The sequence below is a fragment of the Pseudoalteromonas sp. 2CM32C genome (assembly GCF_023161925.1).
GTDB lineage: Bacteria > Pseudomonadota > Gammaproteobacteria > Enterobacterales > Alteromonadaceae > Pseudoalteromonas > Pseudoalteromonas marina.
This window is the reverse complement of sequence record NZ_JALNTI010000001.1, coordinates 724,178-737,976: the sequence shown is the minus strand read 5'-3', so window position 1 is coordinate 737,976 and position 13,799 is coordinate 724,178. Positions and strand designations below refer to the sequence as shown.

The following is a 13,799-nucleotide window of genomic DNA, read 5'->3' as shown; positions in this document are numbered from 1 at the left end:
TTAAAAGGATTAATAAAATACATGACCAATTTTATAGCTTATAAACAAAAGGGGCTATGCAAAATTACGACGGATTGTTGTGTGTAACAGTGCGTTGATTAAATTTTGAGTAGCTAGATTGGCAAACATGTTTTAAAGTTAACCAATTGTAAAGGGAGTTTAGTTATGAAGAAGCAATTTCAAGAAACAATACTTATAAAAAAACAGGTTGGCTTTTCGTTACTGCAGCTAATAATTGTTATTGTCACTTTTGGTGCGTTAGCTGTTTATTTTGCCCCGCGCTTTTTAAACCTTCAAGGTGAGGCACACGCATCCATTCTTGAAACACTGCAAGTATCAATTCAAGCTGAAATAAGCGTTGTGCATGGAAAAGCCATTATAAAAAATGTGCATAATAAAGCTAATGCTAGTATCGAGCTTGATTCAGAAAACATGGTTGATATTGTTTACGGCTACCCTGCTGCAACCGAGGCCGCTTTTAAAGCATTTTTAGATACTAAGTTTGCGAGTGATAATACTGGGGAATTTAATATTACTAGCAACCCACAAGTTGCAAAAGCTATTATTTATCCCAACAGTTATTCTGCAGTAGATAATTGCCGTATTGAATATGTTGAAGCCAAAAAAAACACTAAACAAAATATAATTACTGCGCCCGCTTTAAGCGTATTTACGTCTGAGTGTTAGTACAAAAAATAAGTGTTTATAAGTTTGCTAGTTTATTTGATAACGTTATTTTTAATGGTTAACGGTTAAATAACGCAAATACGCTAGCTTTAATACAAAGTGACACTTAACGGTGATCAATAACCTAAAATAAAATAGTTTCACTGTTAAGTGTAAGTTTATGAATTTAATGAGAATCTAAGCATTGTTTCACAATTTTTCGGCTTTAGAGTAAATGATCAGGTTATTTACTAGCGTGAAACGGGCGAATAGTTGTAAACTAAGATAATAATTGAACAAAGCTTGTGTTTTGCGCTGCAAGTACATAGCATAAGACTTTAATTATAAAAAAATAATAACGACCAAATAATTGCCGCTTTTTGGGACTGGAATATATGCGAATTACTCCTTTATCTCTGTTAATTACAGCTAGTTTGTTAGCAAGTAGTGCATTTGCACAAGACACAGCTACCGTAACTGGAATTGAGTCAGAGATTAGTGTTAAACAGACAGAATACGATAACTCGACAAGAATACTTGATAAACATTTAAAAGAAGAAAGTCAGTTACAAAATCAATTAGAGCTACTTCGTTCTCGTTCAACTGAGCTAGATAAAGAAAAAAACCAAGCGCTCGACGCGATGAACGAAATGTATCGCCGTTTAATTGATGATCCATCAATAAATATTACAAGTGCTCAATCTCGCTATCAACAGGCGGTAGTTGATCACAAGCAAAATAAAGATGATATCTCTATGCAGTTGGCGGCAATTGCATCTCACCGAAAAGATATTGAGCAAATACGAGTTGCTAAGCACACTTTACTAAATACCTTAGAAAGTTTAAAAGAGCAGTTAACAACAGCTCGTGTTGAGCGCTTGCGTAACGAGTTTACGCGTGAAGGTACGCTTGAGGTTAACCATACAATAAACTGTAAGCGCACCGAAACACTTGCAGCCTGTGAGCAACGTGGTCAGCAAATGGGTTTACAAAAAGCAACCAAACGCTTTGTAGATCAAATTTTTGCAAACTTAACCGAAGAGCGCATAGTTGAACCAAAACGCAATTTAGCAGGGGCGCAAGTACAAATTTTAAGTAGCCATGTGGTTAATAGTGCGTTTAGCGGCCAAGGTAATTACAACGTTAACTTAAGCGTTTCAATGCGCGGCGAAGTGAATAGCAGCCGTTTATGTAACCTATTAAGTATAGATAACCGTTATTGTTCAGAATACGGTTCACCGCTAAATACAGCTTACCAGCCAACTTATGGCACTACCTATTCAGATAGTCAGTTAACATTCAGCAATAGCGCGGATAATAACAATACAGTTTCGGTATCGCGTTTAAACAACAAGCCTGTACGCGATTATTCTGTTAAGCAGCCAGTTCAGTCTAAGTCTGATTACACGGTTGTTGAACAAAAAAAAGATCAGTCGGTAGAGTTAACACTTCGCTCTAATGTATACGATGATGAAGTATTCATTAACGGTGTAAGCTTTGGTTCTACTCGTTTAATTACGCGTTTACCAAAAGGTGTGCATGAAATTGAAATTCGTAAATTAGGTTACAAGCCTTACCAAGCACGTGTAAACCTAAATAAAGCGCAAACAATTAATGCTAACTTAGTAAAAAAGCCTAAGTCGATTGCTGCACCGACCTATACTCGCGAGCAACCAGAAACACAAACACGCAGAGTAAGCGAAAATGTTAACGTTTTAAACGCAAATGTAGAAACACCTGTTGTGGTTATTCCTGCTGGCAAATTTAAAATGGGTGATATCAATGGTAACGGATTAGCTAATGAGCGCCCCGTTATTGAAAAAGCCATTGCTAACTCTTTTGCTATGCAAAGCAAGGAAGTGACTGTAGGCGACTATGAAAAATTTGTTGCTAATACGGCGTATAAAACAGAAGCAGAAATAAATAAAGGCTGCGCATATTATTTAAATGGCGAGCCAGTATGGGAAGCGGCTTTAAACTGGCGCAATCCTGGCTTTGAACAGGGCAGTGACTTTCCGGCTGTATGTTTAACTTATAACGATGCAAAAGCATATGCTGACTGGTTATCTGGCCAGACAGGGCAGCAATTTCGTTTACCTAGCGAAGTTGAGTGGGAATATGCAGCTCGTGCAGGTACAGAAACTGAGTACCCTTGGGGTAACGAAATTGGTAAAAACCTAGCTAACTGTGGTTGGTGTGGTAGTGAATGGTCAAACAAGCGCGCAGCACCGGTTGGGTCTTTTTCTCCAAATGCGTTTGGACTTTACGATACGGTAGGTAACGTATGGGAATGGACCGGTAAAAAATCAGGTGAATCGGATGTGGCAGTAAGAGGCGGGGCATGGAACTTTGCACCAAGCCTTGCACGCGTATCAACACGATTAATTTTAGCGCCTGATTTTAGATCAAACTACATTGGTTTTCGCTTAGTTCGCGAGAGATAAATTTATAAGGAAGCATTGCTTCCTTTTTTAACAAATTCACAAAGGCGCTGCACTTTATATTGCTCATCAAAATGAGCATGTTAAAGTGAGGCAGCTAATATAAGAACGTATTTCAAAGGTCATCCAGCCTCATGTTTAAAAAACTCCGTGGTATTTTTTCTAACGATCTGTCGATCGACTTGGGTACAGCCAATACCCTAATTTATGTAAAAGAAGAAGGTATTGTTCTAAACGAGCCTTCAGTTGTTGCTATCCGTCAAGAGCGTGCTGGTGGCCCTAAAAGTGTTGCATCGGTAGGTACCGAAGCAAAACAGATGCTAGGTCGTACGCCGGGTAATATTAAAGCAATCCGCCCAATGAAAGACGGTGTAATTGCTGACTTTTATGTAACAGAAAAAATGTTACAACACTTCATCAAGCAAGTGCATAACAATAACTTTATGCGCCCAAGTCCGCGCGTACTTATTTGTGTACCATGTGGTGCAACGCAAGTAGAAAAACGCGCAATTCGTGAATCTGCAATGGGCGCTGGCGCTCGAGAAGTTTACCTAATTGAAGAACCAATGGCTGCGGCAATTGGTGCGGGTTTACCGGTATCAGAAGCAACAGGCTCTATGGTTGTTGATATTGGTGGTGGTACAACTGAAGTTGCTATTATTTCACTAAATGGTGTGGTTTACTCATCATCAGTACGTATTGGTGGCGATAAATTTGACGAAGCTATTATTAACTATGTACGCCGTAACTTTGGTAGTTTAATTGGTGAAGCAACCGCTGAAAACATTAAGCACCAAATTGGTTCTGCGTTTAAAACAGATGAGCCAATTGAAATCGAAGTACGTGGCCGTAACCTAGCTGAAGGTGTTCCACGTTCATTTACGCTTAACTCACATGAAATCTTAGAAGCGCTTCAAGAGCCTCTAATGGGTATTGTAAGTGCAGTAATGGTTGCCCTTGAGCAATCGCCACCAGAGCTTGCATCAGATATTTCTGCGCATGGTATGGTACTGACTGGCGGTGGTGCACTATTAAAAGATTTAGATCGCTTATTAATGGAAGAAACAGGCATTCCTGTTGTTGTTGCTGACGACCCATTAACGTGTGTAGCACGTGGCGGCGGTAAAGCATTAGAAATGATTGATGTTCACGGTGGTGACGTTTTTAGTTACGACTAATGAAATTAATGTTTGGGCGCACTGTCTCTTTGCAACTGCGACTTTTTGTCGCAGTGCTTTTGAGTATCGTACTCATAGCTGGAGATAGGTACACAGAAGGTGGAACCGTTGTGCGCACCAGTTTAAATACACTGGTTAGCCCGCTTATTTATGTTGCCAACTTACCTTATGAGTTATTTAGCATTGGTGCTAAAAGCTTACACACGCGAGACCAACTCCTTACTGAAAACGAAGCACTGAAAAAAAAGCAAATGCTACAAAGTGAGCAGTTGCAACAGTACCAATTTTTAGCCAGAGAAAACCAAAAGTTACGTGCATTACTTGGTTCGTCAGCAAAACAATCTAATCGTAAAATTATTGCACAAGTATTATCGGTTCACTCAAACCCCTACAGTCATCAAGTTGTTATTAACCGTGGTACTACAGACGGCATAAGCGAAGGACAAGCGGTAATAGACGAAATGGGGGTGGTAGGGCAGCTTACTAAAGTAGGTTCCACTACGTCGCGCGTATTATTGATGACCGATACAACTCACGCAACACCTGTGCGCATACTTAGAAACGACGTACGAACCGTAGTTGAAGGCATTGGTAAAATTAATGTGGTTAAGCTTTCGCATGTTCCACACAGCTTAGATGTGCGTATTGGTGATGTATTAGTGACTTCAGGGCTTGGGGGCACATTTCCTGAGGGGTACCCTGTCGCCATTGTTACAGAGATTAACCGAGATGAAGGTCGTCCATTTGCACAAGTATATGCAGAGCCTATTGCGTTGCTTGACCGTATTCGCTTACTTGTAATTTTATGGCGCAGTCAGCAGGAGCAAATAAACGATGATTAACCGTTATTCATTGTTAATTGCGCTGAGCATATTTTTTGCTTTAATTATGGCGCTAATGCCGTTGCCATTTTCGTTTGAACCATTTAGACCGGATTGGGTCTTATTAGTACTTATGTATTGGTCATTGGCCGTGCCACATCGGTTGAATATTGGTACTGCTTGGGTGGTCGGTTTACTCATTGATTTAGCGTCAGGCTCACCTTTAGGTGTTAACTCGCTGACATTTTCGGTATGTATATTTATTACCGCAAGTAACTTTCAAAAAATTCGTAACTTCTCGCTTTGGCAGCAAAGTTTGTTAATTGGTTTGTTTTTAACGCTGTATCATTTAATGCAGTTTTGGCTAAACCATTTTTTGCTTGGTGTTTACTTTAACCCACAATACTTATGGCCGGTATTTACTGGCATGATTAGTTGGTTTTGGGTGTTTTTATTACTTCGTAAATACCGCAGACATTTTAGGATCAGATAATGAATACTGCCGTATATCTGGCATCAGCTTCTCCTCGTCGTAAAGAGCTATTGGCTCAACTTGGTATCGAATTTTCGCAATTTAGTGTTGATGCAGACGAGAGCCAACTCCCTAATGAACTTCCTCATGCCTATGTAGAGCGCTTAGCGAGGCTAAAAGCTTGCTCAGGTGTCAAGCTTGGTTACACAGACCGGCCAGTACTAGGTAGTGACACAGTCGTTGTTATTGATAATGAATCGTTGTGTAAACCACGCGATGAAGCCGATTTTACGCATACACTTAAACGCTTGTCTGGAAACACTCACCAGGTACTAACCGCTATTGCTTTTGCGACTGAAGATAAAGTGCTTAGCCAAGTTATCAGTACCGATGTGACATTTAAAAAACTGAGCGATGAAGAGATTAAAGCCTACTGGCAAAGTGGTGAGCCGCAAGATAAAGCCGGTGGTTATGGTATTCAGGGGCTAGGTGGTCGCTTTGTTACGCATATTGCGGGTAGCTATTTTAGTGTTGTCGGTTTACCTTTATATGAGACTGAACAATTATTACACGCATTTTTAAGAGGGTAGCATGAGTACAGAATTACTGATCAACGTAACACCGAGTGAAAGTCGTGTTGCCCTAATCGAAAACGGTGTGCTTCAAGAGATTCAGTTAGAACGAATTGGTAACCTAGGCATTGTTGGCAATATCTATCTAGGAAAAATAAGCCGCGTTTTACCTGGAATGCAGGCCGCTTTTGTTGATATTGGCTTAGAAAAAGCCGCATTTTTACATGCATCTGACATAGTAAACAGTGCCTCCATTGTTGAAGGTGTTGACGACGTACCAATAAAGAAAGTGCAAGATATACGAGAGTTAGTGCGCCAAGGTCAATACATTATGGTGCAAGTGGTTAAAGATCCATTAGGCACGAAAGGCGCGAGACTCACTACCGACATCACTATTCCATCTCGCTACTTAGTATTTATGCCAGACGCAACGCATGTTGGTGTAAGCCAACGGATAGAAACTGAAGAAGAGCGATCTCGACTTAAAAAAATTGTTGCTGAATATGGCGATGAAAATGGCAGTTTTATAGTACGTACCGCGGCTGAAGGTGCAAGCGAAGCAGAGTTAAGGCACGATGCTGGTTTTTTAAGAAAATTATGGGAAAAAATAACCGCACGTCGTAAAAAAACCAGTAAAGCAACCATATTACATGAAGACCTAACGCTTGCCTTTAGAACACTGCGTGATTACGTAGGTGAAGACATGGAACGTATTCGTGTTGACTCAAAGCTTACCTACCAAGAGCTAAAAATTTTTACCGAAGAATTTGTGCCGCAACTTTCACAGGTACTAGAGTACTACCCGGGTGAGCGACCTATATTTGACCTATTCGATGTAGAAAACGAAGTGCAAAAAGCGTTGCATCGCAAAGTCACGTTAAAGTCAGGCGGGTACATCATTATTGATCAAACAGAAGCGATGACTACGGTTGACGTAAACACCGGTGCATTTGTCGGCCATCGTAATTTAGAAGAGACTATTTTTAACACTAATGTCGAGGCAACGTCGGCCATTGCGCGTCAGTTAAGGCTTCGTAATTTAGGTGGAATAATTATTATCGACTTTATCGATATGGTCAGCGAAGAGCATAAAAGCCGTGTGTTACATTCGTTAGAGTCGGCGCTAGCTAAAGATCGCACTAAAACAAATATCAATGGTTTGTCGGCACTTGGGCTAGTTGAAATGACCCGAAAACGCACTCGCGAAAGCTTAGAGCATATTTTATGTGATGTATGCCCGGCATGTTCAGGGCGCGGCTCACAAAAAACAGTCGAAACGGTATGCTACGAAATATTACGTGAAATTGTTCGCGTAAACCGCGCCTACGCAGCCGATAAATTTATGGTTTATGCAGCCCCAGCAGTAAGTGAAGCCTTACTTAATGATGAATACCACAATCTTGCGGAGCTTGAACTATTTATAGGTAAGCAAGTACACATACAAACAGAAAGCTTATACAGCCAAGAACAGTTTGATGTGGTAATGATGTAATGAATGCAAAAGCGGTCTGTTTTTTTTGTTTTAGAAAGTTATGGCAAACCTGCGCCATAATTTTAGTATTACTGGCCGTTATTGTTTCAATATTAAAGTACACACTCCCTTACGCAAATGATTACAAAGGTGATATAGAAACCTACCTAGACGAAAAGTTTGCTATTAGTTTGTCTATTGGCGCTATTTCAGCAAGCTGGCAGGGAAATGGCCCAGCCCTTGTGCTTGAAGATCTATCGTTTAAAGACAACGAAACTGCGCCAATTTCCCTTACTATTGCAAAAACCAGCTTAGAGCTTAATTTATGGGAAAGCATTAAAACCCTGCAGTTAAAGTCTAACTACTTTGTTATAAATGGCTTTCATACCACGGTAAACGTGGCAGACCTGTTTGAAAGCGGTAACCAAGATGATGTTTCGTTTGAGCAAAAAGAGCTTATAGAAGGGCTGTTTTTAGGTAATACCGGTCATTTTGCAATAGAAAACTCCAGTATTAATTTTGTTTTAGACGATAACAAAGAGCGAAAACTCCTACTTGAAAATATCATTTGGCAAAATGAAGAGTCTCAACATTTAGGTAGCGGAACATTAGCTTTACCAGGCATCACAGTGGGCACCTTTGACGCACGCATTGCTCTCAAAGGTGAAAGCTTGGAAGAAGTTGCTGGCAATATGTATGTCCAAGCCAATAAGGTGGATGTGTCTAATTGGTTGGCGCAATATATAAATACTGAAAAACAACAATTAACTAGCGATATCAATTTACAGGCGTGGTTAAAAATTGAAAAAGGCCTAATTGACGATATAAAAATGCAGTGGCTGCCTAGTTCTGTTACTTGGTTTAAAGAAGCGCAAAGCCAGCAAGTTAGTTTAAGTGAAGGTGGCTTTCATCTTTATCCCGAGCAAGGTAATTGGTTTTTAAAAAGCACTGGTTTAGCGTTTAATAACAATAATACGACATGGCCAAGCTTAGAGTTTGAGGCTCAACTTGGTGAAAATAATCAAATTTGGTTAAATCAAATAGATATAGCGCTACTGGCTAACTTGGCAGCGCTGACAAATTTTGACTCTCTCGACGCGTTTTTAAAACGCAAACCAAGTGGTCAAATACAGCAGGCGTACGTTAATTACGAGAGTAACCAGCAGTGGCAAGTATGGTTTAACGCCAATAACATAGGCTGGCAAGAGCTTAATTCAGTGCCTGCTGCGCAAGGTTTACGCGTAAGCGGTTTATTAAATCAAGATAAAGGCCGTATCAGCTTATTTGGCGAAAACGGCACTTTATTAACTGGCGATAGTTTTAGTGACAACATTAATTATAACCAGCTCAATATAGAATTAGACCTCGCAAAGCAAAATAATAACTGGCGTATTAGCAGTGATAATATTTGGTTTGATAACAATGAGGTAACGCTAGCCGCAGAAATGCAGCTGAGCTTTGGTGATACACCGCGTCTTGATTTATACGCAGAGGCATTTGCAGAGGATGCCAGTATCGCCGGTCATTATTTTCCGTTAAAAGCGATGAGCCCAGAATTAGTTAGCTACTTAAACGGGGCTATAAAAGGCGGTGAAATATCAAAAGCGCAGGTTCTATTCGCAGGGCCGTTATCAGGATTTCCATTTAAAGATGGCTCAGGGCAATTTGATGTACTTGCTCAAATTGACAATGCCACGTACCAGTTTGACCCGCAGTGGCCAGCAGTAACAGATGCAAAGGTAAAACTACATTTTGCTAATGAACGCATGGATATTTACAGCCAACAAGGCTCTTTGGTTAATTTAGATGTGGGTAACAGCGTTAAAGTTAGCATTAACGATTTAATGAATGCCGATGAGCTTGTGGTGCAAATAGATAAAAAAGCACCGATGGAAAACCTGTACACCTTTTTTAAAACCACGCCCATTGCGAGCCCGCTAGCTGATATTTTTGAGGTAATACAAGGCCAAGGTGAAGCAGATGCCAGCATTGAGTTACTGGTAGGTTCAAAGTTTGAAGGTGGTGCAAGTGTTAGCGGCACTGTTAAGCTAGATGATTTACCTGTATTTATTGCCACACCCGGTATTGCGTTAAATAACTTAACCGGCGTGCTTAACTTTAAAAACGATAATATCGAACTTAAAAATGCCACTGCTACATGGCTTGGGATGCCGCTGGCACTTAATTACAACAGCCAAAGTGAAGCGAGTGACTACAAAGCAAACATAAATATTAATGCACAACTTGATGCCAATACTTTAATCGATAGCGGGCAAGGTATTTTAAAAGGGTCACTAGAAGGGCAAAGTGCAGTTGATATTGGACTTGTGCTTAATTTTACCGAGCAAGGGTTTAATTATCGTGCACAGGTTAAATCTGACCTTGTTGGGTTAACAAGTAAATTGCCAGCACCATACAAAAAAGCCGAGACACAACCGTGGGTTCTTGATGCGGTTGTTCAAGGCGATGACATTTCAAACCTTATAACTGCACAGGTAAATAAGCAGTTTTATTTTAATGCAATATTAGAAAATGGAAAATCGCAATTTAGTAATGCGCATTTTGTTATCGGTAAGCAAGATTTAGGGCTAAATTCACAAGATTTAAGCGTTTCAATAAACCTAGAGCAAACCGAACTTGTACCTTGGGTTGATCTTATTGATCAAATAATTAGTGCGGCCCAAAACGAGGATGACCCTGAATCACAAGGCATTATGCCACCACTTAATGAGATAGTCGCAAATATTGGCATGCTCGATATTAGCAGTATGGTGTTTAATGACTTTGAAATGCGCCTAGCTCCTGAGCAAAGCAATGTGTATTTAAAATTAAACGCCAAAGAACTGCGCGCAGGTGTATTTATTCCTACCTCGCAGCGCAGCCAGCCTATTCGATTTAACGCTGATTATTTACGGGTGAATTTTGCAGAGCAAATTGAAGCGCCCATCACTGAGGCTGCAAAAGTAGACCCTAACACCGATTTAACGTGGCTGACGAACTTACCGGCTATAGAGTTTGAATGTGCAGATTGTAAAATTACCAACTATCAGTTAGACAAAGTAAGCGCGTCGTTACTTGGTGACGGTAAACGTTTGGTTATTTCTGAGTTGGTTGTTGATAAAGGCGATCATATTTTGCGCACGAAAGGGCAATGGAAAGATGGCACCACACAGTTAAGCGGTGAAGTTAAAAGTGATGATATAGGCGCGTTGTTTGATGAGTTTGATATTACCACGGCTATTAAGGGCTCTAAGGCCACTATAAATTACAATCTTGCTTGGCAAGCCGCACCTTACTCATTTGATGTCCCGAGCCTCAGTGGTGAAATTGATTGGGATTTAGCAGAAGGGCACCTAACAGAAATTAGTGATGGTGGCGCACGGGTTTTTTCGTTGTTGAGCTTAGATTCGTTGGTTCGAAAACTAAAACTTGATTTTAGAGACGTATTTTCAAAAGGGTTTTTCTACAACAGCATGCAAGGTTCTATGCAATTAGAGAACGGTATCGCTTATACAAAAGACACTAAGATGGATGGCGTTCCGGCTGATTTAACCATTAAAGGCTACGCAAATTTAAATACGCTTGATATTAACTACGATCTTGCTGTTGCACCGCAGGTCACCTCAAGTATTCCCGTTATTGTGGCGTGGATGGTAAACCCTGTAACAGGGCTAGCAGCATTGGCACTAGATAAAGTAATACACTCTGCGCGCGTAATTTCTGAAATTAACTTTAAAGTGACTGGCACCATGAGTGAGCCTGTTGTTCAGGAGCTAGATAGAAAAAGCCGTGAAGTTACATTACCACAAGCGGCGCAAAACCAGCCCCAAGCTTCAGTCGATTTAAAACTTAAAGATGCTGAAGTAACCGCAACCAATGATTAATTTAGCGACCCCTAATAACCACAATATATTTGCTTTACAAATGTGTTCTGGTTTAAATGCTGACGACAATATTGCAGAACTTAAAAAAGCATTAAACACACTTCCCGCAACACGGCCATTGCTTGTATGTCTCCCTGAGGCCTTTTTAGTGTTTAGCAAAAGCGGTCACGATACGCTCTTAACAGCTAAGCACATTGAGCAATACAAACGTCAAATAAGCCAATTATGTAAACACCATAATATTTGGTTAAACGCAGGCACAATACCAGAGCCATACAATAATACTAAATATTATGCCGCCTCACATTTATATAATAATCAAGGTGAGTGCGTCGCAACGTATAATAAAATACATCTATTTGATGTAAACGTTGATGATAAAACAGGGAGTTACCGCGAATCTGATTTTACCCAAGCAGGAAGTGATGTGGTTGTGGTTGAATCTCCCTTTGGTAAACTAGGTCTAACAGTGTGTTATGATCTGCGCTTTAGTGCCTTATTTACTGCGCTTGCACGTAAAGGTGCTGAAGTTATTTTAGTGCCAAGTGCATTTACAATGGTGACTGGTCAAGCACACTGGCAACCATTATTAGCGGCGCGAGCGATAGAAACCCAATGTTATGTGGTTGCTGCAGCCCAATACGGCACACATGAAAATGGCCGCCAAACGTATGGCCACAGTATTATTATTTCACCCTGGGGTAGTACTTTAAGTAATTTACCCTGTGGTACAGGTTTTATTAGCGCTAACGCTGATTTAGAGCCGTTACAAAAAATTAGACGAGATATGCCTGTGCAGTCTCATCAACGATTTAGAGAGCATTTATTATGAATTCGGTTGAACAGCATTTATTACACGACAGCCAACTAAATAGAGAAGAGCTCGAAAAAACGCTCGCTTACATACATCAGCACAAAGTAGATTACGCCGATTTATACTTTCAATCGAGTCATCACGAGTCGTGGGTACTGGAAGATGGCTTGGTAAAAGAAGGCTCATACAATGTTGAGCGCGGCGTTGGCGTACGTGCCGTAAGCGGTGAGAAAACGGGTTTTTCATATTCGGATGCTATCAACTTAGAAGCGCTCAACAAAGCCGCTACAGCAGCTCGCAGTATTGCCGATGCAGGTGAAGATAAAACGATTAAAGTATTTAGTGATGTATCAGCAAAAATGCAATTTGCACCACATCAACCAATTTCAAGTATGAGCGATAGCGATAAAGTGAGTTTATTACGCGAGCTTGAAAACTACATTCGAGAGCTCGCTCCCGACGCTGAGCAAGTAATTAGCTCTATGTCAGCAGTATACGAAGAAGTATTAATTGCGGCCAGTGACGGTACATTTGCTACCGATATTCGCCCGCTTATTCGTTTAAACTGCTCAGTATTGCTTGAAAAAAATGGCCGTCGTGAGCGCGGTGGCGCAGGCGGTGGAGCACGTTTAGATTACGGCTATTTTAAAGAGCTGGTAAACGGTAAACCACGTTGGATGGAGTTTGCACAAGAAGCTGTACGCCAAGCTAAAGTCAACCTAGAAGCTATTGACGCGCCAGCTGGCACTATGGAAGTGGTATTAGGAAATGGTTGGCCAGGTGTACTTTTACATGAAGCGGTAGGCCATGGCCTTGAAGGCGACTTTAACCGTAAAGGCGCATCAGCGTTTAGTGGCAAAGTAGGCCAAAAAGTGGCTTCTGAGCTATGTACCGTCGTTGACGATGGCACCATGGCCGATCGTCGCGGCTCTCTAAACGTAGATGATGAAGGCACTCCTGCTGCATATAATGTGCTTATCGAAAATGGTATTTTAAAAGGGTACATGCAAGATAAGCTAAACGCACGTTTAATGGGGGTAAACCCAACCGGTAATGCACGTCGTGAGTCGTATGCGCATTTACCTATGCCACGCATGACAAATACCTATATGTTAGGTGGCGAGCATAGCCAAGCCGATATTATCAGTAGCGTTAAAAAAGGCGTGTTTGCACCTAACTTTGGTGGCGGGCAGGTTGATATTACCTCGGGTAAATTTGTATTTAGTGCATCAGAGGCCTACTTAATCGAAAACGGTAAAATTACACAGCCAATCAAAGGTGCAACCCTCATTGGTAATGGCCCTGAAGTCATGGAGCATATTTCAATGGTAGGTAACGACTTAGCACTTGATAAAGGCGTTGGCGTGTGTGGTAAAGATGGGCAAAGCGTGCCGGTTGGCGTAGGGCAACCGAGCCTTAAAATTGATCAGCTAACGGTAGGTGGAACAGCTTAGAGGTCTAACTGCTAAAATTTAGGCGC

10 protein-coding genes are annotated in these 13,799 nt (G+C 41.0%); all 10 read left to right on the top strand.

Going from position 1 to position 13,799, the window contains the following annotated elements; genetic code table 11:
• Positions 1-165 precede the first annotated feature (165 nt).
• The 10 genes from MTF67_RS03425 (at position 166) to tldD (ending at position 13,773) form a co-directional block, all read left to right on the top strand.
• Positions 166-687, top strand: coding sequence for a type II secretion system protein (locus tag MTF67_RS03425; RefSeq protein WP_039036273.1), 522 nt, complete (start codon positions 166-168; stop codon positions 685-687).
• A gap of 374 nt (positions 688-1,061) precedes the next feature.
• Entirely contained in the window at positions 1,062-3,110 is a 2,049-nt protein-coding gene (locus MTF67_RS03420; RefSeq protein ID WP_039036274.1) for a formylglycine-generating enzyme family protein, read from the top strand.
• Positions 3,111-3,241: 131 nt separating this feature from the next.
• Complete coding sequence (locus tag MTF67_RS03415) at positions 3,242-4,285, top strand: rod shape-determining protein (RefSeq protein WP_002958401.1); 1,044 nt, start codon at positions 3,242-3,244, stop codon at positions 4,283-4,285.
• The gene (gene mreC, locus MTF67_RS03410) at positions 4,285-5,127 is read left to right on the top strand and encodes a rod shape-determining protein MreC (RefSeq protein ID WP_006793122.1); all 843 of its coding nucleotides are present in this window, start codon (positions 4,285-4,287) and stop codon (positions 5,125-5,127) included. Before MTF67_RS03415 ends, mreC begins: the two co-directional genes overlap by 1 nt.
• The gene (gene mreD / locus MTF67_RS03405) at positions 5,120-5,599 is read left to right on the top strand and encodes a rod shape-determining protein MreD (protein ID WP_006793123.1); all 480 of its coding nucleotides are present in this window, start codon (positions 5,120-5,122) and stop codon (positions 5,597-5,599) included. The genes mreC and mreD overlap by 8 nt, the downstream gene beginning before the upstream one ends.
• A complete protein-coding gene (locus tag MTF67_RS03400; RefSeq protein WP_039036275.1) occupies positions 5,599-6,168 on the top strand; it encodes a Maf family protein in 570 nt (189 codons plus the stop codon). Before mreD ends, MTF67_RS03400 begins: the two co-directional genes overlap by 1 nt.
• Position 6,169: 1 nt before the next feature.
• Positions 6,170-7,642 carry a ribonuclease G gene (gene rng, locus MTF67_RS03395; RefSeq protein ID WP_006793125.1) on the top strand — a complete coding sequence of 491 codons (1,473 nt, stop codon included), beginning with the start codon at positions 6,170-6,172 and terminating at the stop codon, positions 7,640-7,642.
• Positions 7,642-11,505 carry a YhdP family protein gene (locus MTF67_RS03390; RefSeq protein WP_248518701.1) on the top strand — a complete coding sequence of 1,288 codons (3,864 nt, stop codon included), beginning with the start codon at positions 7,642-7,644 and terminating at the stop codon, positions 11,503-11,505. Before rng ends, MTF67_RS03390 begins: the two co-directional genes overlap by 1 nt.
• Positions 11,498-12,337, top strand: coding sequence for a carbon-nitrogen hydrolase family protein (locus MTF67_RS03385; protein WP_006793127.1), 840 nt, complete (start codon positions 11,498-11,500; stop codon positions 12,335-12,337). Before MTF67_RS03390 ends, MTF67_RS03385 begins: the two co-directional genes overlap by 8 nt.
• Entirely contained in the window at positions 12,334-13,773 is a 1,440-nt protein-coding gene (gene tldD / locus MTF67_RS03380; protein WP_248518700.1) for a metalloprotease TldD, read from the top strand. The genes MTF67_RS03385 and tldD overlap by 4 nt, the downstream gene beginning before the upstream one ends.
• Positions 13,774-13,799: the final 26 nt, after the last annotated feature.